This is a genomic window from Pseudomonas sp. C8002, from assembly GCF_013385765.1.
GTDB lineage: Bacteria > Pseudomonadota > Gammaproteobacteria > Pseudomonadales > Pseudomonadaceae > Aquipseudomonas.
Genome location: NZ_JACAPJ010000010.1, coordinates 30,652 through 55,244, shown reverse-complemented (window position 1 = coordinate 55,244; position 24,593 = coordinate 30,652). Strand labels below are relative to the sequence as shown.

The window sequence follows — 24,593 nt, the reverse complement described above, 5'->3', positions numbered from 1 at the left end:
ATGGCAGCAGCGGACGACGCGCACCTGCTTGAACGATTGCTCAAGGGTGAGCAGCGGGCCTACAAGGAGTTGGTCACCACCTACCAGAGCGCGATGCGTGCCGTGGCCTATGCCATCGTTGGCCAGCGCCATGCCGATGAGGTGGTGCAGGACGCCTGGCTCTCGGTGGTGCGCAACCTGGCGAAATTCGAGGGGCGTTCCAGCCTCAAGACCTGGCTGCTGACCATTACTGCCAACTCGGCAAAGGGCCGCTACAAGCAAAACCGCCGGGAAGTACTGCTCGATGACTTGCCGGCGCCCCATGGCACCATCGGTGATGATCGCTTTGTGCCCGACGATGGCCACTGGGCGGTCGCGCCGTTTGCCTGGCATCAGGACACTCCCGAAGCGCTGCTTACCGAAGACGAACTGCGTAATTGCCTGGAGCACACGCTGGCCAGTCTTTCCGAACTGCAAAGCAGCGTACTGCTGCTGCGCGAACGTCAGGGGCTGGAGTTGGAGGAGATTTGTAATCTTCTGACGCTATCGCTCTCCAATGTTCGTGTGCTGTTGCATCGAGCACGGCTTAAAGTCTTCGCCACGGTGGAGCATTTTGAGGAAACCGGCGAATGTTGACCTGTAAGGAACAAGTGGCACGTTCCAGTGACTATCTCGATGGGCAACTGACCTTTCGCGAGCGCCTGCTGGTGCGCCATCACCTGATGTTCTGCCCCAACTGCCGGCGCTTTATCCGGCAGATGCGCTTGATGCAGGCGACGCTGAAGATCCTGCCCGAGCCGCCTATCGCCGATGTTGATGCGTTGGCCGAACGCCTGGCCGCCGAGCGCTCCCGCGACCAATAATATCCATCACTTTTCACACTTAAACGAAGCCCGCATCGATAAAAGATGCGGGCTTTTTTTTGCTCAAAAAACAACCAAGATGAAAAATATTTCATTTTTCTCGGGTGTTTTTACATTTTGTATCATCTGCCATTTTTACCAGTTTTCAGGGCTGGAGCCTTGATTTCCGTAGGCTCTGGCTTATTTCGAATGGCTATTAAAAAGTTCCCGAGTAACAAAATCTTTATGTTCCGGCAACCCAGCTGAAATATCCCCTCGCCAAGATCGCCCCCCAACACCAGCGGCTCTAAACCGCGTGTTTTACCAATGCACAAGACCATCAATTAGGGGAATTCTTCGATGATCCGTAAGCACTTCGCCGGTTTCGCGGCCAGCGCCTTGGCCCTGGCCGTTACCGCCCAGGCTTTCGCCGGTACTGTCACTACTGACGGTGCCGATATCGTTGTCAAAACCAAGGGCGGCCTTGAGGTTGCAACCACCGACCAGAATTTCAGCTTCAAGCTGGGTGGTCGTTTGCAGGCCGACTACGGCACGTTTGATGGCTTTTACACCAAGAATGGCAACTCGGCTGACGCCACATACTTCCGACGTGCCTACCTCGAATTGGGCGGCACGGTGTACAAGGACTGGAAATACCAGATCAACTACGACTTTTCCCACAACTCCGGCAATGCCGATGATGGCTACTTCGACGAAGCGTCCTTCTCGTACGTAGGCTTCAAGCCAGTGGTGATCCGCGCGGGTCGTTTCGACCAGGACTTCGGCCTGGAAAAAGCCACCAGTTCCAAATGGGTGACCGCCATCGAGCGTAACCTCGGTTATGAAGTCGCCGACTGGATCAACTCCCACGAGAACGGCATGGGCCTGCAGGTCAGCGCCGTGGTGGCTGACATGGCCTACCTGTCCTCCAGCGTGTCGTCCAAGGACATCAACGACAAGGACGGCAAAGGCGTGAAGCAGTTCAACGGCCGTGCCGTGTTTGCGCCGATGCACGACAGCGGCAACGTCTTGCACCTGGGTGTGGACGTGGCGGTGCGTGACCTGAAGGACACCTCGTTCGACTCGCGGATCCGTCCTCGCCTGGACGCTCGTGGCGTTGCCACCAACGGCGGTAACGATGCCGGGGCCAACGGCAACCGTGCGACCTTCGGCGGCGGTGTAGGGCTGGACTCCGGCAACCTGACCGCGAACGACGCCTACGACACCGACACGGTGTTCGGCGGCGAATTTGCCTTCGCCCGCGGTCCGCTGTCCCTGCAGGCCGAATACCTGAACCGCAAGATGAAGGCCGACAGCAGCGCTTATCAGGATGTGAAGGCCACGGGTTTCTACGGCCAGGTGGCCTACACGCTGACCGGCGAGTCCCGGGTCTACAAACTCGACGGCGCCAAGTTCGACACCATCAAGCCGCAGAACAAGCAGTTCGGTGCGTGGGAAGTGTTCTACCGCTACGACAACATCAGCGTTGACGACAAAAACGTAGTGCGTAACAGCGCGACCCGTGAAGTGGGTGACGCCAAGGCAAGCCTGAACACCATCGGTGTCAACTGGTACGCCAACGAAGCGGTGAAGGTGTCTGCCAACTACCTCAAGGTCAGCACTGACAAGATCCAGAACGCCAATGGCGACGACAGCGGCGACGCCATCGTGGCCCGCGTGCAATACGTGTTCTAGGCAACCTGTAATACCGCTCCAAAGCGCTCTTTCTTCATCCGTCAAAGCGCTCCTCATTTGGTTTGCCCCGCCGTTTGGCGGGGCTTTTTTTTGCGCCGTGTCCTGTAGGCGCGAGCTTGCTCGCGAAGAACCCGAGATCACCGCGTTCTGTCAGAATGGTCGCGTTGTCGTTAACGATCATCGCGAGCACGCTCGCTCCTACACAAAGCCGTGACCGTCGGGGAATGGGATGCCGTTACAACGTTTGAATAACCTGTCCGAGATTGCGCCCGATGAATGGAACGCGTTGGTCCCCGTCGATCAGCCGTTTCTGCGCCATGCGTTCCTCAGTGCCCTGGAAGACAGCGCCAGCATCGGCCCGCACTCCGGCTGGCAGCCCGAGCATTTGCTGCACTATGAAGGTGGACGGCTGATTGCCGCGTTGCCCAGCTATCGCAAATGGCATTCCTATGGCGAGTACGTGTTCGACCACGGTTGGGCCGATGCCTGCGAGCGGGCGGGCATCGACTACTACCCGAAATTGCTGACGGCCGTGCCCTTCAGCCCGGTCAGCGGCCCGCGCCTGTTGGCCGCCAGCGCCGAGGACGGTTTCGAATTGCTTAAAAGCCTGCCCGGTTACCTGGAAATCGAAGGCCTTTCCAGCGCCCATATCAACTTTACCGACGCCCTGGCAGACACCGCACTGGCCCGGCAGCCGGGTTGGCTGCAACGCCTGGGCTGCCAGTTTCATTGGCAAAACCGCGGCTACCGCGACTTCCAGGACTTTCTCGACGCGCTGAGTTCGCGCAAGCGCAAACAGATGCGCAAGGAGCGCGAGCAAGTGGCGGGGCAGGGCATCGAGTTCGAGTGGCTGCAAGGTCATGAGTTGAGCGAGGCGCAGTGGGATTTTGTCTACGCCTGTTACGCCAATACCTACGCCATACGCCGACAATCGCCGTACCTGACCCGGGCGTTTTTCAGTCTGCTGGCCGAGCGCATGCCCGAGGCGATTCGCGTGGTGCTGGCCAAGCAAGGTTCACGGCCGGTGGCCATGGCCTTCAGCCTGATCGGCGGCGACAGCTTTTATGGGCGTTACTGGGGCTGCCTGGCCGAGTTCGACCGGCTGCATTTCGAGACTTGCTTCTACCAAGGCATGGATTACGCGATTGCCCATGGCCTGCAGCGTTTCGACGCCGGCGCCCAGGGCGAGCACAAGTTGATTCGCGGGTTTGAGCCGGTGATCACGCACTCCTGGCATTACCTGCGACACCCGGGATTGAAGACCGCCGTGGCGGATTTCCTGGAGCGCGAAAGCGTGGGGATCCTGGCGTATGCCGAGGAGGCGAGGACAGCCCTGCCTTATCGGCAGGGCTGAAACTGTCTGGCTCAGGCGGTTTTTTCCGCGCCCAGCCATCGATAGGTAATGCCGCCGACCACTGCACCGAGGATCGGCGCCAGCCAGAACATCCACAACTGCTGCAGCGCCCAACCGCCGACAATCAGCGCCGGGCCGGTACTGCGGGCCGGGTTGACCGAGGTGTTGGTGACCGGGATCGAGATCAGGTGGATCAGCGTCAGCGCCAGGCCAATGGCAATGGGCGCGAAGCCCGTCGGCACACGACGGTCGGTGGCGCCGAGGATGATCAGCACGAACATGGCCGTCATCACCAACTCGCACACAAACCCCGCTGCCATCGAATAACCACCAGGCGAATGCTCGCCGTAGCCGTTGCTGGCCAGGCCCGAAGCCAGTTCGAACCCCGGCTTGCCGCTGGCTATGAAGTACAACAATGCAGCGGCAACGACGCCGCCGATTACCTGGGAAACGATGTACGCCGGTAACTCCCTGGCCGGAAATCTTCCGCCCACTACCAGCCCCACCGACACTGCAGGGTTCAGGTGACAACCGCTGATGTGCCCGATGGCAAATGCCATGGTCAGCACCGTGAGCCCGAACGCCAGGGCCACACCGAGCACACCGATCCCGACCGGGGACGATGCGGCCAGTACCGCACTGCCGCAGCCACCCAACACCAGCCAAAACGTACCCAGTCCTTCCGTAACGGAACGTTTGAACAGTGACATGAACACATCCTTAATAGATTGCTCTATCTGATTAACGGGTCTGTGATGCATCCCTGCTGCCTTAAATCAGGGCCCTCCTGGGGCCTGATTGGAGTACAGCAGGATTGTGTCGCAAGACCAGCGGGATAGAGAAAACTGTCAGAATTGTTCGGAATTGAGGTTGCAGTTAACCAACGGAATCAGTCTATTCCGACGAAGCCACCGGTCTGGTGTTGCCACAATCGCGCATACAAACCGCCGTGTGCGAGCAATTCGGCATGGCTGCCGGTCTCGGCGATCTGGCCTTTTTCCAGCACCACCAGCCTGTCCATTCTGGCAATGGTGGACAGCCGGTGGGCGATGGCGATCACTGTCTTGCCCTGCATCAGGGTTTCCAGGCTTTCCTGGATCGCCGCTTCGACTTCCGAATCCAGCGCCGAGGTGGCTTCGTCCATGATCAGGATTGGCGCATCCTTGAGCAGCACTCGCGCGATGGCGATGCGCTGACGTTGCCCGCCGGAGAGTTTCACCCCGCGTTCGCCGACGTGGGCGTCGAGGCCGGTGCGGCCCTCGGCGTCCGACAGCAATGGGATGAACTCGTCGGCGCGGGCCTTGTGCACGGCGGCCCAAAGCTCTTCGTCGGTGGCGTCCGGCTTGCCATACAGCAAGTTGTCGCGGATCGAGCGGTGCAGCAGCGAGGTGTCCTGGGTGATCATGCCGATCTGTTCGCGCAGGGTTTCCTGGGCGACGTCGGCGATGTTCTGGCCGTCGATCAGGATACGGCCGCCTTGCAGGTCGTACAGGCGCAACAGCAGGTTGACCAAGGTGGATTTGCCCGCGCCGGACGGACCGATCAGGCCGATTTTTTCACCCGGTTTAATCGCCAGGTTCAAGCCGCTGATGATCCCGCTCTTCTTGCCGTAGTGGAAATCCACCTGATCGAACCGCACCTCGCCATGGGGCACTTCCAGGCGCGGGGCATTTTCCCGGTCGGTCACTGCCAGCGGCTGGGCGATGGTTTTCAGGCCGTCCTGGACCATGCCGATGTTTTCGAAAATGCCGTTGACCACCCACATGATCCAGCCGGACATGTTGACGATACGAATCACCAGGCCGGTGGCCAGGGCGATGGCGCCCACCGAAATCAGGGATTGGGTCCACAGCCACAGGGCAAGGCCGGTGGTGGTGACAATCAGCAGGCCGTTCATGGTGGTAATCACGATGTCCATGCTGGTCACGACGCGGCTGGCCAACTGGGTTTTCTCGGTCTGCTCGACGATCGCTTCCCTGGCGTAGTTCTGCTCGAAATTGGTATGAGCGAACAGCTTCAAGGTGGTGATGTTGGTGTAGCCGTCGACGATCCGCCCCATCAGTTTTGAGCGTGCCTCGGAGGAGATGACCGAGCGCTCCTTGACCCGTGGCACGAAGTACCGCAGGGCCAGGCTGTAGGCGACGATCCAGGTGATCAGCGGGATCATCAGGCGCCAGTCGGCTTCGGCGAACAGCACCAGGGCGCTGATGGCGTAGATCGCCACGTGCCAGATCGCGTCCACGGCGGCCACTGCGGAGTCGCGCAGGGAGTTGCCGGTTTGCATGATGCGCTGGGCAATGCGCCCGGCGAAATCGTTCTGGAAGAAGTTCAGGCTCTGTTTGAGCACATAGCTGTGGTTTTGCCAGCGGATCAGGCTGGTCATGCCGGGGCTGATGGTCTGGTGCACCAGCAGGTCATGCAGGGCGCCGAAGATCGGGCGCAACAGCAGGGCGACCACGGCCATCCAGATCAGCTCGGTGGCGTGGATCTGGAAGAAGTTGGCGGGCGGCGTGCCCTGGGCCAGGTCGATGATGCGGCTCAGGTAGCTGAACAGCGCCACTTCGATCAGCGCGCCGATCAGGCCCACCACCAGCAAGGCGGCAAAGCTTGGCCATACCTGGCGCAGGTAATAGACGTAGAAGGGTAGGACTTTGTCTGGAGGGGCCGCGCTGGGAGGTTCGCGGAAGATGTCGATCAGTTGTTCAAAACGACGATAGAGCATTAGGTCTGACGCCCGCGCGGCGGGCTCTCCTGTTCAAATGCGCGCGACGCCTTGCGGGCCCCGCGCGAAACTCCCTGTAGCCTTCAGTCGATGCGCTTGGCCGACTTGATCAGGACAGGATCGATTGGCACGTTCTGCATGCCCTGTTTGGTGGTGGTCTGCGAGTTGACGATGATGTCGACCACGTCCATGCCCTTGACCACTTTGGCGAACACCGCGTAACCGGCATCACGGCCCGGGTCGAGGAAGGCATTGTCCGCAACGTTGATGAAGAATTGGCTGGTGGCGGAGTTCGGGTCGTTGGTACGCGCCATCGACAGGGTGCCGCGCACGTTATGCAGGCCGTTGCTGGCTTCGTTCTTGATCGGTGCTTCGGTCGGCTTTTGCGACATTTGCTGGGTAAAACCACCGCCCTGCACCATGAAGCCCGGGATTACCCGGTGAAAAATGGTGTTGGTGTAGAAGCCCTTGTCGACATAGGCCAGGAAGTTCTTGGTACTGATCGGGGCCTTGACCGGGTCCAGTTCGATCTCGATGTCGCCATTGGTGGTGGTGATCAAGACGTGGGGTGCCTTGGCGGGTTCGGCCGCCATCAGGTTGGCAGCGAACAGTACGGAACCGGCAAAGAAGGCGATTTTTTTCAGCATGGGTCAGTGATCCTGGGTTGTGGTTTCGACTGTCTTGAGAAAATCGAGCAGGGTGTTGTTGAAGCGTTCGGGTTGGTCCAGCGGCGTGGCATGGCGGGAATCCTCGATCACCACCAGCCGCGCATCGGGCAGCAGTTTTACATAGATTTCTTTTTGCGCCACGGGGGTGTAGTCGTGGTCGGCGCTGATGACCAGGGTTGGACAGGATATTTTCGAAAGTTGTTCCTGTACGCCCCAGCCAACAATCGCATCGAAGCTGGCGAGGTAAGCACGTTTGTCGTTTTTTGCCCAGCGTTCGGCCATCTTGCGCCGCAGTTCGGCCTGTTCGGGCTTGGGAAACAGCAGGCTGCCCAGGGCCTTGCCGATAGTGTTCAGGCTGAGGATGCGCGCCAGGCTCCAGCGCTTGGCCCACTGCCAATAGTCGCTGGCGCTGCGAACCTTGACCTGGGGCGCACTGTTGACGATGCACAGGCTCTTGAGCATTTGCGGCTCATCCACTGCCAGTTGAAAGGCGATCATGCCGCCCATGGACAGGCCGACCACGTGGGCCGGCGGCAAATGCAGGTGTTCGATCAAGGCCACCAGGTCGGCGGTGAAGCCGGCGATGCTGTAGCGCTCACGGGGTTTGTCGGAGCGGCCGTGACCGCGCACATCCACCACCACCAGGCGATAGTGTTGGGACAGCACGGGCACTTGCAGTTCCCAGTCCAGGCAACTGGAGCCCAGGCCGTGGATCAGGATCAGCGGCGCGCCGTGGCCATATTCCTCGTAATGCAGGGTGCAACCTTCATGTTCGAAATAGGCCACGTGAACTCCTTGTTCAGGCTTGCTGCGGTGCGGCGAATGGCGCGTCCAGTGGTGCAGTGTCGAAGGTGCGCAGCAACTCGACGAGAATCTGCGTGGCCGGGCCCAGGGGTTTGTCCTTGTTCGAGTAAAGATAGAAGGTCGGGTTGCGGCTGCCACCCCGTTCCAGGGGCAGTAGCTTGAGCAGGCCTTCCTTGAGTTCGCGTTCGATCAGGTGTCGCGGCAGCCAGGCGAAGCCCAGGCCGCTGCTGACGAAGGTGGCGGCGGTGGGCAGGCTGCCGACGGTCCAGCGCTGCTCGGCGCCGAGCCAGCCGACGTCCCGTGGCTGCTGGCGGCCGGAGTCGCGGATCACCACCTGCATGTGGCTTTCCAGATCCTGGAAGCTCAGTTCGCGGTGCAATTGATGCAGCGGATGTTCGGGGTGGGCCACGGCGACAAATTCGACGTCGCTCATTTCCGTACCGAGGTAACCGGGAATGATGAACCCGCTGATGGCGAGGTCGGCCATGCCGTCCATCAACAGCTCTTCGACACCGGACAACACCTCTTCGCGCAAGCGCACCCGGCAGCCACGGCTTTGCGGCATAAAGGCAGTGAGGGCGCGCACCAGGCGGGCGTTGGGGTAAGCGGCATCGACCACCAGCCGCACCTCGGCTTCCCAGCCTTGTTCCATATGGTGGGCCAGGTCTTCCAGTTGGCTGGCGTTTTTCACCAGTTGCCGGGAGCGGCGCAGCAGCACTTCACCGGCTTCGGTGAGCACGGCCTTGCGCCCGTCAATGCGCAGCAGCGGCACGCCAAGCTGATCCTGCATGCGGGCCACGGTGTAGCTCACCGAGGATTGCGAGCGGTGCAGCGCTTCGGCCGCCTGGGCGAAGCCGCCATGGTCGACCACGGCTTGCAAGGTGCGCCATTGATCAAGGGTAACGCGGGGCGCTTTCAAGATGAGCTCCTCTTGTCCTAAGCTGGCGGTCCTTATTGGAGACTGCCGAATGAGAAAATTCTGTTGTGTGCTGCTGGCGTTGCTGCCGTTGAGTGCGTTTGCATTCAGTACCGATGTGACGAAAGACATTCAGGGCGTGAAGATCGATTACAGCGCGTCGGACGTCGACAGCACTATCAGTTCGATCCAACTCACCAACTACGGCCCCAATGACGCGGAGTGCAAGGTACGCTTTACCAACGGCCCGGAAGCCCCGCGTACGCGCAAGGTCACGGTTGCAGCAGGGAAAACCACCAATACCACGGTCAAATTCAACCGTGCCGTTATCAAGATGCGTATCCAGCTCACCTGCGCACCGAAATAAGGCAAAAGCGGAGCTTGCGTACAGCAATACTCCGCTTATAAACAAATTTCTAGATGGGTTATAGCAGTTTTTTACGCTTTTTAATCGAACGGACCCTGTCTAACCTTTACTCCATCGCCTTACAGCATTCACCGATGGAGCTTACATAATCATGGCCCGTGTTCTGATCATCGAAAGCAGCGCCCGTCAGCAGGACTCAATCTCCCGCCAGCTGACCCAACAATTCATCAGCCAATGGAAAGTCGCCCACCCGGCTGATCAGATCACCGTACGAGACCTCGCCAACAACCCGGTTCCGCACCTGGATGCCAATCTGTTGGGCGGCTGGATGAAACCTGCCGAGCAGCGCAGCACGGTTGAGCAGGCCTCCCTGGACCGCTCCAACGAACTGACCGATGAGTTGCTGGCCGCCGATGTGTTGGTGATGGCCGCGCCGATGTACAACTTCGCGATTCCCAGCACCCTCAAAGCCTGGCTCGACCATGTGCTGCGTGCCGGTGTGACCTTCAAGTACACCGCCACCGGCCCCCAGGGCCTGCTGACCGACAAGCGCGCCTTTGTGCTGACCGCCCGCGGCGGCATTCACGCCGGTGGCAGCACCGACCACCAGGAACCGTACCTGCGTCAGGTCATGGGCTTTATCGGCATCCATGACGTCACGTTCATTCATGCCGAGGGTGTGAACCTGGGCGGTGATTTCCAGGAGAAGGGTTTGAACCAGGCCAAGGCGTTGTTGGCCCAAGTGGCGTGAGATGTTAATCGTCAGATAATCGCCCGCTGTTTAGATAGCTCCACGCAACCCTTCAAGTACGCGTATCGAACCTCCCTTTGCACTTTTTGCTCCTGAGTGCTCCCGCCCGACTGACGCTTTTAGCGAGGTCGGGTTTTTTTTGCCTTGAGTTTCGTAACGCGCGGAAAACCGCTAATGTCGCGCCCATTCAAAATGAGGCGAGCATGGGCTATCTACTTGTTGTGACGCTGATCCAGGCGTTTTCCTTCAGCTTGATCGGCGAATACCTGGCCGGTCACGTCGACAGTTATTTCGCGGTGCTGGTGCGTGTACTGTTGGCCGGGCTGGTGTTTATCCCGCTGACCCGCTGGCGCACGGTGGAGCCGGCGTTCATGCGCGGCATGCTGTTGATCGGCGCACTGCAGTTCGGCGTGACCTACGTGTGCCTGTACCTGAGCTTTCGCGTACTGACGGTGCCGGAGGTGTTGCTGTTCACCATCCTGACACCGTTGCACGTGACCCTGATCGAAGACGCCCTGAACCGCCGCTTCAACCCGTGGGCGCTGGTGGCCGCACTGGTGGCGGTGGCGGGGGCAGCGGTGATTCGCTTCGACCAGATCACCCCGAACTTCTTCATGGGCTTCCTGCTGCTGCAACTGGCCAACTTCACCTACGCCGCCGGGCAGGTGCTTTACAAGCATCTGGTGGCCCGTCATCCAAGTGATCTGCCGCATTACCGGCGCTTTGGCTACTTCTACCTCGGCGCGTTGGCGGTGGCGTTGCCGGCGTTCCTGATGTTCGGCAAGGCCAACTTCCTGCCGGAAGCGCCGTTGCAGTGGGGCGTGCTGGTATTCCTCGGGCTGGTCAGCACGGCACTGGGCATGTACTGGTGGAACAAGGGCGCGTGCATGGTCAACGGTGGCACATTGGCGGTGATGAACAACCTGCATGTGCCGGTGGGGTTGTTGCTGAACTTGCTGATCTGGAATCAGCATGAACCGTTGGGCAGGTTGCTGCTGGGCGGCTTGGTGATTCTCGGGGCGGTGTGGATCAGCCGGCTGGGCCTGCGGTCGTCGGTGCCAATTGCGTCAGCAAAAAATCAATGAATGCGCGGGTCTTTTGCGGCACGCGTCGCGCTGACGAATAAACCGCATTGATGGTGATTGCCGGCGCCTGCCATTCGCAGAGCACCGGCACCAGGCGCCCGGCGCTCAGGGCGTCTTCGACGATAAAGTCCGGCAACAGCGCGATGCCCATCCCGGCCTCTGCCGCCTGGGCCAGCAGGTCGCCGTTGTTGGCGTGCAGAGGGCCGGTAACGTTGACCCGCTGGGTTTCCTGGCCCTTGCTCAATTGCAGGCTGACGCCGCTTTGCAGATACCCATAATTGAGGCACTGGTGCTGGCGCAGGTCTTGCGGGGTCTGCGGTATGCCCGCGCGTGCCAGGTAGGCTGGCGCAGCCACCATGATCCTTGGCGCAGGTGCCAACTGGCGGGCGATCATCGTTGAGTCGGGCATGCTGGCGATGCGGATGGTCACGTCGAACCCGCCGCGTACCGGGTCCACCTGCTGGTCACTGAGCACCAGTTGCAGTTCGATATGCGGATGCTGTTCATGGAACAGCGGAATCAACCGCCCCAGGCGATGCAGCCCGAACGACATCGGCGCATTGACCCGCAACACGCCCCGTAGCTCGCCGATACCATCCCGGGCCCGCTGTTCGGCTTCGTCCAGGGCGGCCAGTACCTCACGTGCTGCTTCAAAATACTCGGCCCCGGCCTCCGTCAAATGCAGGCTGCGGGTGGTGCGCTGAAGCAGTTGCACGCCTATGGCTTCTTCCAGCGCCTGAATCTGTTTGCTGACTTTTGAGCGCGGTACGTCCATGGCTCGCGCGGCGGCCGCGAAGCCGTTCTCGCCGACCGTGACGACAAACGCCCGCATGCATTCGATACGATCCATGATTGTCCCTTTTTTAGAATCAATTATTCTCGATTTTAGGTAATTGTCTCGATTTTATCCATCCCATAAAGTTACTTCCAAGCCGCCAGCAAAGCTTCACAGCGGCGCTGAACGCACCCCTTACCGAATCGAAACCATTAAAAGGAAGTCACCATGTCTATTCGCGAATTGCTCAACCCAGCCAACTCCACCCTGATCCTGATCGACCACCAGCCGCAGATGGCCTTTGGCGTGCAGTCGATCGATCGCCAGACCCTGAAGAACAACACGGTGGCGCTGGCCAAGGCGGCCAGGATCTTCAACGTGCCGACCATCCTGACCTCGGTTGAGACCAAGAGCTTCAGCGGCTACATCTGGCCGGAACTGCTGGACGTGTTCCCGGACCAGCAGCCGATCGAGCGCACCTCGATGAACTCCTGGGAAGACAAGGCGCTGGTGGCCGCGGTGAAGGCCACCGGGCGCAAGAAGCTGATCATGGCGGCCCTGTGGACCGAGGTGTGCCTGAACTTCCCGGCCCTGGAAGCCCTGGCCGAAGGCTACGAGGTGTACATCGTCACCGACGCCTCCGGCGGCACCAGCAAAGAAGCGCATGACATGTCGGTGCAACGGATGATTCAGGCGGGCGCGGTACCGGTCACCTGGCAGCAAGTGCTGTTGGAATACCAGCGTGACTGGGCTCACAAGGAAACCTACGACGCGGTGATGGGCCTGGTACAGGAGCACAGCGGCGCTTACGGCATGGGCGTGGATTACGCCTACACCATGGTTCACGGCTCGCCGCAGCGTCAGGTCAAGTAAGGTCCAACGCAAAAAAAACGGCACAACTCGGGTTGTGCCGTTTTTTGTTGTTACATCACTGCCTTTTCCGCCGGGGGCAGGTGACTGGCCCCCAGCACCGCCGGCAACATCCCCGCCCGCAAATCACCGCCGCTCGGCTGCTGGTACAGGCTCAAACCAAATTCCGGCAGCACCGCCAGCAGGTAGTCGAAGATATCGCCCTGGATCCGCTCGTAGTCGGCCCATGCGGTGGTGCGGGTGAAGCAGTAGATCTCCAGCGGGATGCCTTGGGCGGTGGTCTGCATCTGCCGCACCATGCAGGTCATGTTCGGCTGGATCTCCGGATGGCTTTTCAGATAGGCCAAGGCATACGCGCGGAAGGTGCCGATATTGGTCATGCGTCGGCGGTTGGCGGACATCGCCGCGACATTGCCCTGGGCTTCGTTCCAGGCCTTGAGTTCGGCCTTCTTGCGGCTCATGTAGTCGGTCAGCAGGTGTACCTGGGTGAGCTTCAGCTCTTCGTCGTCGCGGATGAAACGCACGCCGCTGGCGTCGATATACAGGCTGCGCTTGATCCGCCGGCCACCGGAGGCCTGCATGCCGCGCCAGTTCTTGAACGACTCGGACATCAGGCGCCAGGTGGGAATCGAGACGATGGTCTTGTCGAAGTTCTGCACTTTGACGGTGTGCAGGGTGATGTCGACCACGTCACCGTCGGCGCCGACCTGGGGCATTTCGATCCAGTCGCCGACCCGCAGCATGTCGTTGCTGGTCAATTGCACGCTGGCGACGAACGACAGCAGGGTGTCCTTGTAGACCAACAGAATCACCGCCGACATTGCACCCAGACCGGAAAGCAGCAGCAGTGGCGAGCGGTCGATCAACGTGGCGACGATGATGATGGCGCCAAACACGAACAGCACCATTTTCGCCAACTGCACGTAGCCCTTGATCGAGCGGGTGCGGGCGTGTTCGGTGCGGGCATAGATGTCCAGCAGGGCGTTGAGCAGTGCACTGATCGCCAGCACCATGAACAGAATGGTGAACGCCAGGGCGACATTGCCGATGAACAGGGTGGCGGTCTTGCTCAGGTCCGGCACCAGGTACAGGCCGAACTGGATCACCAGCGACGGCGTCATCTGCGCCAGGCGGTGGAAGACTTTGTTGTGCCGCAGGTCGTTGAGCCAGTGCAGCGCGGGTTGCCGGCCCAGCAGCTTGACGGCGTGCAGGATGAGGTAGCGGGCCACTCGTCCGAGCAGCAATGCCACTACCAGCAACACCACCAGCGCAAGGCTGGAATGCAGCAGCGGGTGTTCGTCGAGGGTGCCCCAAAGGTCTTTGACGTTGAGCCAGAGCTGTTTGATATCCATGGGTAAACGCGATTCTTCTGTAAGACGTGACGGGCCGATTAGAGCATTTAAGTACGTCAAAGTTGTGGTTGTGGACAAATCCCCTGACAAAAAAGCGCCTGATTAACCCCGTTCGCGTAAAGAAACTCGGCCTCGGCGCCCGAAACCGTTACCCTATGCAGCTGTTTTTTTGTAATTCTTCGAGGTAGCACCCGTGTTTTCCCAATTCGCCCTGCACGAACGCCTGCTCAAAGCCGTGGCCGAGCTTAAATTTGTCGAGCCAACGCCTGTGCAAGCAGCGGCCATCCCGCTCGCGCTCGAAGGGCGTGACCTGCGGGTGACGGCTCAAACCGGGAGTGGCAAGACTGCCGCTTTCGTCCTGCCGATCCTTAACCGTCTGATCGGCCCGGCGAAAGTCCGTGTCAGCATCAAGACCCTGATCCTGCTGCCGACCCGCGAACTGGCCCAGCAGACCTTGAAGGAAGTGGAGCGCTTCTCGCAGTTCACTTTCATCAAGTCCGGCCTGATCACCGGCGGCGAAGACTTCAAGGTCCAGGCCGCCATGCTGCGCAAGGTGCCGGACATCCTGATCGGCACCCCGGGCCGGATGATCGAACAACTGAACGCCGGCAACCTGGACCTCAAGGAAGTTGAAGTGCTGGTGCTCGACGAAGCCGACCGCATGCTCGACATGGGCTTTGCCGACGACGTGCAGCGCCTGGTGCAAGAGTGCGTCAACCGCCAGCAGACCATGCTGTTCTCGGCCACCACCGGTGGTTCGACCCTGCGCGACATGGTCGCCAAGGTCCTGAACAACCCTGAGCACCTGCAGGTCAACAACGTCAGCGACCTGAACTCGACCACCCGTCAGCAGATCATCACTGCTGACCACAACGTGCACAAAGAGCAGATCCTCAACTGGTTGCTGGCCAACGAGACCTATCAGAAGGCTATCGTGTTCACCAACACCCGGGCCATGGCCGACCGCATCTACGGTCGCCTGGTGGCTCAGGAGTACAAGGCGTTCGTCCTGCACGGTGAGAAAGACCAGAAGGACCGCAAGCTGGCCATCGACCGCCTCAAGCAAGGCGGCGTGAAGATCCTGGTCGCCACCGACGTTGCCGCCCGCGGCCTGGATGTTGACGGCCTGGACATGGTGATCAACTTTGATATGCCCCGTAGCGGCGACGAATACGTGCACCGTATCGGTCGTACCGGGCGTGCCGGCAACGATGGCCTGGCGATCTCGCTGATCTGCCATGGCGACTGGAACCTGATGTCGAGCATCGAGCGCTACTTGAAGCAGTCGTTCGAGCGCCGCACCATCAAGGAAGTCAAAGGCACCTACGGCGGGCCGAAGAAGGTCAAGGCATCGGGCAAGGCCGTTGGCGTGAAGAAGAAAAAGGTCGACGCCAAGGGCGACAAGAAGAAGGCCGGTGCCAAGTCGCCGACCAAGCGCAAGATTGCCAACCGTCCAAAGACCGACAACCTGTCGTTGGTCAGCAAGGACGGCATGGCGCCTCTGAAGCGCCGCAAGCCGGAAGCACCGGCTGCCGAATAACGCTTGAGCCATAAAAAAACCGGACAATGTCCGGTTTTTTTTCGCCTCAGTTTTTAGTTTTGTCGGTCGCCTCATTGAGTTCCGTGAGGCGCTGGTCGATCAGTTGGCACTTGTCGGGCAGGTCTGCGCTGGCGGTTTCCAGCTTCATGTTCTGCAGTTCTTCGTTGATCTCCTTGGCCTTCTCTGGATTCTGCTGGGTGAGCTCGGTCACCTTCTTGGCCAGTTGCTCACGTTTGGCGGTGGCCTCTTCCGGCGTGCAGGCCCAGGCGGGCAGGGCGGCAAGCAGCGTGGCCGCCACGGTCATATTCAGCAGGGTTTTCATAATTCGGACCTCCATGGCGATGATGTTCGGTTGAGGGCCGCGAGCGCTTAAAAGTTCAGCGAAATTGCGCCTGTCCACTAGGCTGAACGGACGATGGCCCGGCATGTCACACCTTTGAAGGGCCTATTTCGTGTGCCTTCAGGAGGAATCAGGATGACGACTTACGATTGGGATTTGATCGAACGATTGCTGCATGAGGTACAGAACGGTGGCGCCAACTTCGCCCCGCGCAAATATGCCGAGGAGGAAGCCGCTGAAAGGGCTAATGCTAGAGAGCCCATCGGTAACCTTGATAAGTTCAAAAAGACCGCAGCGGATTACGAGGCGTTGTTGTTCAAGCACGGCTTTATTGAGTCGAGGTCAGAGGAAGAGTGCGGCAATGGGGAGAATTTCAAATTGACCCCGCGCGGCTCACAGCTGCTGAGCCTGATCGACAGCAGCATCCCCGGCAATAATCACCCCCGGCAGGTGCTGGACGAACAGGCGGATGCGCTGGATCCGGCGACGTTTGATGAAGTGGCTTCGAAAGCACAGATTGCCTGATGTCTACGGGGTGCCAGCCTTCAGGCATTTAAGGGCCTTGAAATCGCTGCGCACCTTGTCGATCTTCTGCGTGAGCTTCTGGCGTTGCGGCACGGTGCTTTCCGCCATCAGGTCGACGATCAGGCTGCGGGCAGCGGCTTCGGTCTGGGCGTAGGCCTGGCGATATTCTGGGGTCCACAGGCTTTCGCGGTTCACCAGCAGTTGCTCGATCTTCTGAGGGAAATCGCTGCTGTGGCGGTCTTTGACGGCTGCGATAAATAGTGTTTGCCAGTGGGCGCGGTTGCCAATCCATTGTTGGTTCTGCTCACCCAAGGCGATCGACCAGGCGGTGACGCGATTCTGCTGGCTGGCACTTAACGGCCCGAGCCACGCATCGAGGCGCTTGTTCATGCGCTCGGCGCGTTCCTTGATCTGCTGCTCGAGGGGCGGTTTCAGGTATTCGTCCTGACGCTTGCGCAGGTCCTTGGCGAACGCTTGCTCCATATCCTGTACTTGCTGGTCGTCCAGCCCCTGCAGTAGCTCGACGGCGGACGGCGTGATCGCCCGGGCGCTCTCGGCAATAGCTTGTTTGGCTTCGGCGGTACGGGTTTGCAGGGCGGCGTCAGTCACCTGGTTGGTGTCGACCATCTGTTGCAGGCGATCGAGCCAGTCCAGGTAGCCCGGCAATTGTGTGGTGCAATGCCAGGCCAGGTGTTCCTTGAGTGTGTCGTTGAACCAGCTCTTCTGCCCGGCGTTCATTTCCAGGTAGTCGCTGAGGGTCCAGGGGATGATCACATCCAGATTGCGATAGGCCAGGCCCACCCGATTGCAGCCGGCAAGCACCAGGCTGAGGGTCAGCAACATCACCAGAAATTTTAACCGACGCAGCATGAGCGAGTCCTTGCGCAGACGAGAGTATTGCATCTGAACCCGTCAGGGCAGCGACAGTTCAGCCCATCAATAAAACGCCCGCTCGGCCTTCAGGGTCAACAGCCCGTCGCATTGCGAGTTGTGTCCGGAGTAGGCCGAGCAATCGCCGCCGCTGAGGCTGGAGTCGCTGTAGATCAGGTTCAGGTCGACGCCCATCCATGGCCTGGAAAATTGTACCGACCAGTCGCTGAAGCTGCGGATCGAGCTGCCATCGGCCACCGAGACCGGGGTGCCGAGCTGGTGGGTGGTGTACTTCATGCTGACGCCGATGCCGAATGGCTTGGTGCCGCCGAGGTCGGCGAACAGGGTGCTGTCCTGCCGGTCCGGGTCGTTGCTGAAGGAGGCGCCGAAGCGATTGCCCAGCAAGGTCAGGCCGCCGTAGAACTCCTGGCTGTCCAGGGGGCTCAGCTTGGGATAGCTGTAGTGAATCATCCCCAGTTCATAACCCAGGGTCTGGTCGAAGGGGCGTTTGAAACCCAGGTAGGAGTCGACTTCCAGGTTGCTGGTAGGGGAAATGCCCATGCTCGGTGAGAATTGGCCGAGGTACAGGCCGCTGCCGTGGCTCAGGTCCAGGCCGCCATGGAACGAGTCGCTCCCGGGTGCCGTGGGCTTTACCAGGCCTTGAGCCATGCTTCGGCTGGGTGTCGTGCCCAATTTCAGGTCGAAATCACCCAATTCACGCTGGAAAACCTGCGCTTCGGCGAGGGGGCTGGCCAACAGGGCACCGGCCAGGAATATGCAGGATTTGAGCATGCTTCACTCCATGAAAAGCGAGGAGCAGTAACGGGAAATATCAGGCAAATGCCCGATCTAGACGTGTGCAAGCATACCGGCGATGGTTCGCAGATGAGGCCCGTTCGTCGATTGGCGTAATAAAGGGGTGTATCAGGGGGTAGTGCGGGCTCTAGTCCTAGCGCCTTGAAAGGCAAAGCGCATAGGGACCAGGTGTAATGCGCGAGTCTTACTTTTTACCCAGGGTGATCTGCTTGGACGGGCCGAAAGTCTGGCCGCTTACGCCTTTGGCAATCTGCTGGATTTCGCCGCCCTGCTTGAGGAATGCAGCAATTTGGCTGTTGATCGATTCGCTGGTTTCAACGGCGGGAGCTGGCTTTGCTTTGCTGTTGGATGCTTTTACGCGCATGGCGGCCACTAACCTGTAGAGAATTAACTTGGCCATGCATCGTACATGAAATGCTTGACAATTGCTTGGCAAATATCCCCCTGAAATATACGCAGGGTTTATGATTCGCCTGGATTATTAAGTGAAATACTCACCTAACTTGCTGTTTTAACTCGAATCCCTTGAGGAAATCCGGCCGTGGGTACTGGCCGGATTCAGCCCGATGACCTGACGAGCGGGGCGCTTCTCGGCAAACCCATGATTTTTCAGGCCTGTACGCCGGTACGCGGGACCGCCGTCGTCAACTCGGGTAGAATGCCGCCCACGCAATGAGGGTATTTGAGATGGCTTTAGTCGGGCGCTACAACAGCTTGCAAGTGGTTAAACACACTAACTTTGGTTTGTACCTGGATGGTGATCAAGAGGGCGAAATCCTCTTGCCCAACCGATATATCCCCAAAGATATTCCCAGTGAAGATGAAGACTGGCTCAACGTTTTCATTTATCTGGACAGCGATGACAAACTTATCGCGACCACCGAAAAACCAAAAGTACAGGTGGGTGAATTTGCCAGTCTGAAAGTGGTTGAAGTCAACAGTATCGGTGTATTCCTCGATTGGGGCCTGCCCAAGGATCTGCTGCTGCCTTACTCCGAAGAAAAGCGCCAGCTGACCGCCGGTGAGTATTGCGTGGTACACGTCTACCTCGACAAACACACCAAGCGCATCACCGCCACCGCACGCCTTGACCGCTACCTGGACAAGACCCCGGCCACCTACAAGGTCGGCCAGGAAGTTGACTTGCTGGTGGCCGAAGCCACCGACATGGGCTTCAAGGCCATTATCAACAACAAGCACTGGGGCCTGATCCACAAGAACGAAGTGTTCAAGTTCCTGCGCCCGGGCAAGGAAGAGAAAGGCTTCATCAAGGAAATCCGCGTCGACGGCAATATCAGCCTGAGCCTGCAGCCTGTGGGTGAAGAAGCGGCCTCCAGCCTGAACTCGAAGATCCTCGCCAAGTTGCGCGACAACAACGGCACCTTGCCGGTCAGCGATAAAAGCGACCCGGCACTGATCAGCAGTTTGTTCGGTGTCAGCAAAGGCAACTTCAAGAAGGCCATCGGCGCCCTCTACAAGCAGGGTCAGATTGTGATCCACGCGGATCGCATTGAACTAAGCTGATCGCGGTTGGCTCTTCTGTAGGAGCACGCTTGCTCCTGCAGAAGGCCGCCTCAATGTCCAGAAAAACGCTTTTCGCCTACCTCGGTACGTTGCTTGCCTTTCTGATTCTTGACGGCCTGTGGCTCGGTGTCCTCATGGGCCCGACCTACAAAGCGCTGCTCGGCCCGTTGATGCTTGATCAGCCGCGCCTGTTCCCAGCCGTGGCGTTCTATCTCCTCTATGTATTCGGTTGTGTGGTGCTTGTCGTCCTGCCTGCGTTGGCGAGCGGCGGCTGTCAGCGTGCCGCGCGGCTTGGTGCACTCCTGGGATTGGTAGCCTACGGCACCTATGACCTGAGCAATTGGGCAACCCTGCAGGGCTGGTCGGCCGGTTTGGCCTTCATGGACATCGCCTGGGGCACCTTCCTGACTGCCGTTTGCTGCACTGTGGGCTATCAATGTGCGCGCAGGGTGCACAATTGATTGTGTACAGGATTGCCCTGCACCATCCCTGAGCGAATCACCACCGTTCAATCGTCTCTACGCCTCCTGAAGAGCCAAGCTCCACGGGGGATTGTGCCGAGTTTTATTGCATTGGCACGCATTCTGCTCATCAACTCGTATACAAACCATGCCGCCTCCCGTACGCACTCCCGTCGCGGGTGGCAGGCCGGTATTTACGAGGAGCCCTGCGATGACCGAACAATTGCCCAAAGGCTACAGCCCGCGCCTGTACAACCAGGACCTGGGACCGCTGCCGCAAAAATGGAACTGGTACAACATCTTCGCCTTCTGGATGAGCGACGTGCACAGCGTCGGCGGCTACGTATTCGCCGCCAGCCTGTTCGCCCTGGGGCTGGCCAGTTGGCAGGTATTGATCGCCTTGCTCGCCGGGATTTGCATTGTGCAATTGATCGCCAACCTGGTGGCCAAGCCGAGCCAGCAGGCGGCAGTGCCGTACCCGGTAATCTGCCGGTTGGCCTTTGGGGTTTTTGGGGCGAACATCCCGGCAGTGATTCGCGGCTTAATCGCGGTGGCCTGGTATGGGATCCAGACGTACCTGGCATCCAGCGCACTGATCATTGTGGTGCTGCGCTTTTTCCCACAGATGGCGGTATACGCAGAGCCGCATTTTGCCGGGCTGTCGTACCTGGGCTGGTTCGGTTTCCTCAGCCTGTGGACGCTCCAGGCGCTGGTGTTCTGGGCGGGCATGGAGTCCATCCGTCGTTTCATCGACTGGGCGGGGCCTGTGGTCTATGCGGTGATGTTTGCCCTGGCAGGCTGGATCGTCTGGAAGGCTGGCTGGGCCAATATCAGCTTCACCCTGGCGGAAAAATCCCTCTCAGGCTGGCAGGCGTTTGGCCAAATCATCGTGGCAACCGCGTTGGTGGTGTCGTACTTTTCCGGGCCGACCTTGAACTTCGGTGATTTCAGCCGCTACTGCCGCACGATGAAAGACGTGCGTCGCGGAAATTTCTGGGGCTTGCCGGTAAATTTCCTGGCGTTCTCCCTGGTCACCGTGGTGATCGTCTCGGGCACCTTGCCGGTGTTCGGCGAAATGCTCCACGACCCGATTGCCACCGTTTCGCGCATCGACAATGACATGGCTGTGTTGCTGGGGGCGTTCGCCTTTGTCACTGCGACTATCGGCATCAACATCGTGGCCAACTTCGTCTCGCCCGCCTTTGATTTCGCCAACGTGGCACCGAGCAAAATCAGCTGGCGTGCCGGTGGAATGATTGCGGCGGTGGCCTCAATCTTCATCACCCCATGGAACCTGTTCAACAACCCGCTGATGATCCACTACACCCTCGATATCCTCGCCGCGTTTATCGGGCCGTTGTTCGGGATTCTGCTGGTGGATTTCTACCTGATCAAAAAACAGAAGATCGACGTGGATGCGCTGTTCGATGACAGCCCGAGCGGGCGCTACTACTTTGACGGCGGCGTGAACTGGACGGCGGTCAAGGCACTGGTGCCCGCGACGCTGGTAGGCGTCGCGATCACCTTCACCCCGGCGCTGCAGGGCATGGCCAATTTCGCCTGGTTTACCGGCTGCTTCCTGGGTGGGCTGTTTTTCCTGGTGTTGGCGCGGCGTGAACAGGTTCGCGCGCCTGTGTCGATGGTTGCCGGCTGACCAGCACCGATCCGGCCACCAACAAACCGGCGCCTGCTACCACCAGCGCCGGTTGCAGGCCACCGCTGAGGTGGCTGCTCACCGACGCCAGCAACGGACCGCTCAATTGGCCGATCGCAAAGCTGGCGGTCAGCAACCCGGTGCTGCGCTGGTAGCCGTGGGGGGCGACATCACGCAAGCGCGCCATCACCAGTTGCATGCACGCCAGGAATGGCCCACCGCACAGCAACACCCCCAGCGCCAGCCCCCAACCGTTGCCCAGCAGGCAGGCAAACACGCCGGCCGCTTGCAGCCAAAGGGTTGTCATCAGCCAGCGACGGGTAGTGTCCGGGTCCTTGCGGCGCAAACTTGCCGCCACCACGCCAATCGCGGCAGCCAGGCCAAAGCAGGGCCAGAACAGGTCTGCTTGCCATGCGCCCTTGAATTGCGCGCTGGCCATCTGTGACAGGAATGTCGCCGGGATGATGTAGCCAAGGCCATACAACACGTAGATCCAGCACAGATGTGTGATGCTGCCGTTGCTGGCCACGTCGGTGTGGCTGGCAGCGGGCGAGTCGGCAGCGGAAGGCTTGGGCAGGAACGGCAGGATTGCCAGCAGCATGACCAGGGCGACTACCCCATACACCAGCCACAAGGTTGCAGAGTCTTGCCCCAACAGGTTGGAGCCCAGCGCCAGCAACCCGGTCAACAGAATCCCCAGCCCCGGCCCGGCAAATACCAGCGCACCCAGGCGTGGGCGCCCGGCCGCAATGGCCAGTGGCTGGCTCAGGCTGGTAATCATCACCAGCGCCCAGGCACTGGCTACACCGGTGCCAAAGCGCAACAACAGATGCGGCCAGAACCCGTGGGCCCAGTACGACGCCAGGGTCAGCAGCACACACAGCCACAGCCCGCCGTACAAACGCCCGCGTACATGATGATGGCTGCGGGCAAAGATCGAATCCACCGCACCGACGAAATAACCCAGGTAGTTGGCCGCCGCAATCAGGCCGGCGCCGGTCAGGTCGATCTGCCCTTCACTGAGCAAATGCGGCATTTGCGGGGTGAGCGCGAATCGACCTATGCCCATGGCCATCATCAGGGCGATAAAGCTGGCGAGTAAGCGGATCAGCGGTGACATGGTGGTTTTTCCTGGGAGCAGCGAGTGACCATCAGGCTAAAGCGGATTGACTTTCTTTAAAAATGAATAATAGTGAGTAACTTGTTCAGTTTTGGAGAATGGTGATGGAGTTCAGTCAATTGCGGATTTTCCAGGCCGTGGCCGAGGAAGGCTCCATCACCCGTGCCGCTGAGCGCTTGCACCGGGTGCCGTCCAACCTGTCGACCCGGCTTAAACAGATGGAAGAACAACTGGGCGTCGAACTGTTCGTGCGCGAGCGCCAGCGCTTGCAGCTTTCTCCTGCAGGCAAAGTGCTGCTGGACTACAGTGCGCGCCTGCTGGCCTTGCATGACGAAGCCCATGGCGCGGTGCAAGGCGGGCAACCGGCTGGAGACTTTGTGCTCGGCAGCATGTACAGCACGGCGGCGATTCATTTGCCCAAGCTGCTGGCGCGTTACCACAAGGTGTATCCGATGGTGAACCTGCAGGTGCAGTCAGCTCCCAGCGGTGAACTGCTGGAAGGCTTGATCACCGGGCGCCTGGACGCCGCATTGGTGGATGGGCCGTTGACCCTGGCCACCCTCGACGGCGTGCCGCTGTGCGAAGAGCGCCTGCTGCTGATCTGCGAGGCGGATCATCCGCCGGTGCGTGGGCCGCAGGATGTTGCCGGCCGTTCGGTGTTCACTTTCCGACGCAGTTGTTCTTATCGGGCGCGCCTGGAAGCCTGGTTTTCCCACGATCGCGTGGCCATGGGCCGGGCCATCGAGATCGAGTCCTACCAGGGCATGCTGGCCTGTGTAATCGCCGGTTCCGGCGTGGCGTTGATGTCGGAATCGATGCTCGACAGCCTGCCGGGCAAGGACAGCGTGTCCATTCATCCGCTGGCCGAGCCTTTTGCCAGCGCCACCACCTGGTTGATGTGGCGCAAGGGCATGCTCGGCGCTAACCTCAATGCGTGGATTGACCTGCAGCAGGAGGGCAAGGTGCTACCGGAAACCGAAACCCGAGCGATTGCTTGAACGATCCGTCAGGATTTTGATCAATTCAGTAATAGTTCGTTGTGGTTTCGTTCAAGCAATACGTAAGACTTAAGACTACTATCTGTAGGAAGCGGCCACAGAATTCCAGCCGCTCGGCATTACCCCAAGGGGGCACCATGAAAGAGAAACTGCAAAACTGGCTGCACGACCTCGGCGTCGCACTCGGCTTGATCGAGCCACCGCTGCAACCGGTGCCAATCCGCACCGATGACGAGCAGCGTCGCCCGCGTCGCAGGTAAGTCCTGGAAAGCGCTCAAGCATGTTTGTTTGGGCGCGGCCAGGAGGTTTGCCTATGTATTGGAGTCATGATTGATCATGACCCGTTGCTGTGTACTTCAATTCTTCGTCTGGCTTTGGCCGGACGTTTTCATTTCCGGGGTTTGGTGATTTTCTCAAGACACCTGCTTTCGGAATAATCCTTCAAATATTTAATTTAACAATGCCACGGTAATACCGATTGGTAGTCCGGACGTGTGCGCGTCAGTCGAGTTTTGCCATTAAGTATCGGAATTGGACTACCTGTTTGTCAGAGTCGACCGGCTTA

General features: G+C 59.6%; 28 protein-coding genes. 15 read left to right on the top strand and 13 right to left on the bottom strand.

Annotated features, from left to right (window positions below):
• From HX814_RS16235 to HX814_RS16225, 3 genes are all read left to right on the top strand, one after another.
• Complete coding sequence (locus HX814_RS16235) at window positions 1-615, top strand: RNA polymerase sigma factor (RefSeq protein WP_008437987.1); 615 nt, start codon at window positions 1-3, stop codon at window positions 613-615.
• Entirely contained in the window at window positions 609-842 is a 234-nt protein-coding gene (locus HX814_RS16230) for an anti-sigma factor (protein WP_003210701.1), read from the top strand. The genes HX814_RS16235 and HX814_RS16230 overlap by 7 nt, the downstream gene beginning before the upstream one ends.
• 339 nt (window positions 843-1,181) lie before the next feature.
• Window positions 1,182-2,516: an OprO/OprP family phosphate-selective porin gene (locus tag HX814_RS16225; RefSeq protein ID WP_003210703.1), complete on the top strand. Its 1,335-nt coding sequence runs from the start codon at window positions 1,182-1,184 to the stop codon at window positions 2,514-2,516.
• Window positions 2,517-2,550: 34 nt separating this feature from the next.
• Here the strand turns inward: HX814_RS16225 and HX814_RS31525 are convergent, their stop codons facing one another.
• On the bottom strand, window positions 2,551-2,706 hold the full coding sequence (locus tag HX814_RS31525; protein ID WP_157222855.1) for a hypothetical protein: 156 nt from the start codon (window positions 2,704-2,706) through the stop codon (window positions 2,551-2,553).
• Between the two features lie 39 nt (window positions 2,707-2,745).
• On the opposite strand from HX814_RS31525, the gene HX814_RS16215 reads away from it, so the two are divergent.
• Window positions 2,746-3,870: a GNAT family N-acetyltransferase gene (locus HX814_RS16215; RefSeq protein WP_177008944.1), complete on the top strand. Its 1,125-nt coding sequence runs from the start codon at window positions 2,746-2,748 to the stop codon at window positions 3,868-3,870.
• 11 nt (window positions 3,871-3,881) lie between these two features.
• On the opposite strand, the gene aqpZ is transcribed toward HX814_RS16215, so the two are convergent.
• The 5 genes from aqpZ to HX814_RS16190 form a co-directional block, all read right to left on the bottom strand.
• Window positions 3,882-4,580 (bottom strand): aquaporin Z, encoded by a 699-nt coding sequence (gene aqpZ, locus HX814_RS16210; RefSeq protein WP_008437990.1) that lies wholly within the window; start codon window positions 4,578-4,580, stop codon window positions 3,882-3,884.
• A gap of 179 nt (window positions 4,581-4,759) precedes the next feature.
• Window positions 4,760-6,592: an ABC transporter ATP-binding protein gene (locus tag HX814_RS16205; protein WP_003210707.1), complete on the bottom strand. Its 1,833-nt coding sequence runs from the start codon at window positions 6,590-6,592 to the stop codon at window positions 4,760-4,762.
• Window positions 6,593-6,675: 83 nt separating this feature from the next.
• Entirely contained in the window at window positions 6,676-7,239 is a 564-nt protein-coding gene (locus HX814_RS16200; RefSeq protein WP_003210708.1) for a peptidylprolyl isomerase A, read from the bottom strand.
• A 3-nt stretch (window positions 7,240-7,242) separates the two neighbouring features.
• Complete coding sequence (locus HX814_RS16195; RefSeq protein ID WP_087692557.1) at window positions 7,243-8,046, bottom strand: alpha/beta fold hydrolase; 804 nt, start codon at window positions 8,044-8,046, stop codon at window positions 7,243-7,245.
• A gap of 13 nt (window positions 8,047-8,059) precedes the next feature.
• The gene (locus HX814_RS16190; RefSeq protein WP_003210710.1) at window positions 8,060-8,983 is read right to left on the bottom strand and encodes a LysR family transcriptional regulator; all 924 of its coding nucleotides are present in this window, start codon (window positions 8,981-8,983) and stop codon (window positions 8,060-8,062) included.
• A 49-nt stretch (window positions 8,984-9,032) separates the two neighbouring features.
• On the opposite strand from HX814_RS16190, the gene HX814_RS16185 reads away from it, so the two are divergent.
• The 3 genes from HX814_RS16185 to HX814_RS16175 all read left to right on the top strand — a co-directional run bounded on the left by HX814_RS16185 (window position 9,033) and on the right by HX814_RS16175 (window position 11,183).
• Complete coding sequence (locus HX814_RS16185; protein ID WP_003210711.1) at window positions 9,033-9,347, top strand: hypothetical protein; 315 nt, start codon at window positions 9,033-9,035, stop codon at window positions 9,345-9,347.
• Window positions 9,348-9,498: 151 nt separating this feature from the next.
• Window positions 9,499-10,098, top strand: a complete 600-nt coding sequence (locus HX814_RS16180) for an FMN-dependent NADH-azoreductase (RefSeq protein WP_177008945.1) — start codon at window positions 9,499-9,501, stop codon at window positions 10,096-10,098.
• A gap of 203 nt (window positions 10,099-10,301) precedes the next feature.
• Window positions 10,302-11,183 carry a carboxylate/amino acid/amine transporter gene (locus tag HX814_RS16175; protein ID WP_177008946.1) on the top strand — a complete coding sequence of 294 codons (882 nt, stop codon included), beginning with the start codon at window positions 10,302-10,304 and terminating at the stop codon, window positions 11,181-11,183.
• On the opposite strand, the gene HX814_RS16170 is transcribed toward HX814_RS16175, so the two are convergent.
• Entirely contained in the window at window positions 11,128-12,033 is a 906-nt protein-coding gene (locus HX814_RS16170; RefSeq protein ID WP_032899700.1) for a LysR family transcriptional regulator, read from the bottom strand. The genes HX814_RS16175 and HX814_RS16170 overlap by 56 nt on opposite strands.
• Window positions 12,034-12,186: 153 nt before the next feature.
• On the opposite strand from HX814_RS16170, the gene HX814_RS16165 reads away from it, so the two are divergent.
• Window positions 12,187-12,831, top strand: coding sequence for a hydrolase (locus HX814_RS16165; protein WP_177008947.1), 645 nt, complete (start codon window positions 12,187-12,189; stop codon window positions 12,829-12,831).
• Between the two features lie 50 nt (window positions 12,832-12,881).
• Here the strand turns inward: HX814_RS16165 and HX814_RS16160 are convergent, their stop codons facing one another.
• A complete protein-coding gene (locus HX814_RS16160; RefSeq protein WP_087694815.1) occupies window positions 12,882-14,180 on the bottom strand; it encodes a mechanosensitive ion channel family protein in 1,299 nt (432 codons plus the stop codon).
• Window positions 14,181-14,373: 193 nt separating this feature from the next.
• Between HX814_RS16160 and HX814_RS16155 the strand changes: the two genes are divergently transcribed.
• Window positions 14,374-15,720, top strand: a complete 1,347-nt coding sequence (locus tag HX814_RS16155; RefSeq protein ID WP_063034035.1) for a DEAD/DEAH box helicase — start codon at window positions 14,374-14,376, stop codon at window positions 15,718-15,720.
• A gap of 46 nt (window positions 15,721-15,766) precedes the next feature.
• Here the strand turns inward: HX814_RS16155 and HX814_RS16150 are convergent, their stop codons facing one another.
• Window positions 15,767-16,042, bottom strand: a complete 276-nt coding sequence (locus tag HX814_RS16150; protein ID WP_102605391.1) for a hypothetical protein — start codon at window positions 16,040-16,042, stop codon at window positions 15,767-15,769.
• Window positions 16,043-16,195: 153 nt separating this feature from the next.
• On the opposite strand from HX814_RS16150, the gene HX814_RS16145 reads away from it, so the two are divergent.
• Window positions 16,196-16,585 carry a hypothetical protein gene (locus HX814_RS16145; RefSeq protein WP_008438132.1) on the top strand — a complete coding sequence of 130 codons (390 nt, stop codon included), beginning with the start codon at window positions 16,196-16,198 and terminating at the stop codon, window positions 16,583-16,585.
• A gap of 3 nt (window positions 16,586-16,588) precedes the next feature.
• On the opposite strand, the gene HX814_RS16140 is transcribed toward HX814_RS16145, so the two are convergent.
• The 3 genes from HX814_RS16140 to HX814_RS16130 form a co-directional block, all read right to left on the bottom strand.
• Window positions 16,589-17,455, bottom strand: coding sequence for a DUF6279 family lipoprotein (locus HX814_RS16140; RefSeq protein ID WP_177008948.1), 867 nt, complete (start codon window positions 17,453-17,455; stop codon window positions 16,589-16,591).
• Window positions 17,456-17,521: 66 nt separating this feature from the next.
• Entirely contained in the window at window positions 17,522-18,247 is a 726-nt protein-coding gene (locus HX814_RS16135) for a TorF family putative porin (RefSeq protein WP_003210721.1), read from the bottom strand.
• Between the two features lie 208 nt (window positions 18,248-18,455).
• A complete protein-coding gene (locus HX814_RS16130) occupies window positions 18,456-18,635 on the bottom strand; it encodes a hypothetical protein (RefSeq protein ID WP_003210722.1) in 180 nt (59 codons plus the stop codon).
• A 323-nt stretch (window positions 18,636-18,958) separates the two neighbouring features.
• On the opposite strand from HX814_RS16130, the gene HX814_RS16125 reads away from it, so the two are divergent.
• The 3 genes from HX814_RS16125 to HX814_RS16115 all read left to right on the top strand — a co-directional run bounded on the left by HX814_RS16125 (window position 18,959) and on the right by HX814_RS16115 (window position 21,910).
• On the top strand, window positions 18,959-19,795 hold the full coding sequence (locus HX814_RS16125) for a S1 RNA-binding domain-containing protein (protein WP_177008949.1): 837 nt from the start codon (window positions 18,959-18,961) through the stop codon (window positions 19,793-19,795).
• 53 nt (window positions 19,796-19,848) lie between these two features.
• Window positions 19,849-20,256, top strand: coding sequence for a DUF2177 family protein (locus HX814_RS16120; RefSeq protein WP_177008977.1), 408 nt, complete (start codon window positions 19,849-19,851; stop codon window positions 20,254-20,256).
• A gap of 211 nt (window positions 20,257-20,467) precedes the next feature.
• Window positions 20,468-21,910, top strand: a complete 1,443-nt coding sequence (locus HX814_RS16115; protein ID WP_008438164.1) for an NCS1 family nucleobase:cation symporter-1 — start codon at window positions 20,468-20,470, stop codon at window positions 21,908-21,910.
• Here the strand turns inward: HX814_RS16115 and HX814_RS16110 are convergent.
• Window positions 21,822-23,030, bottom strand: coding sequence for an MFS transporter (locus HX814_RS16110; RefSeq protein ID WP_102605394.1), 1,209 nt, complete (start codon window positions 23,028-23,030; stop codon window positions 21,822-21,824). The genes HX814_RS16115 and HX814_RS16110 overlap by 89 nt on opposite strands.
• A gap of 104 nt (window positions 23,031-23,134) precedes the next feature.
• Here HX814_RS16110 and HX814_RS16105 point away from each other — a divergent pair, with 104 nt between their 5' ends.
• Window positions 23,135-24,028, top strand: coding sequence for a LysR family transcriptional regulator (locus HX814_RS16105; protein WP_177008950.1), 894 nt, complete (start codon window positions 23,135-23,137; stop codon window positions 24,026-24,028).
• Between the two features lie 137 nt (window positions 24,029-24,165).
• The gene (locus HX814_RS31520) at window positions 24,166-24,288 is read left to right on the top strand and encodes a PA1414 family protein (RefSeq protein WP_003210728.1); all 123 of its coding nucleotides are present in this window, start codon (window positions 24,166-24,168) and stop codon (window positions 24,286-24,288) included.
• Window positions 24,289-24,593 lie beyond the last annotated feature (305 nt).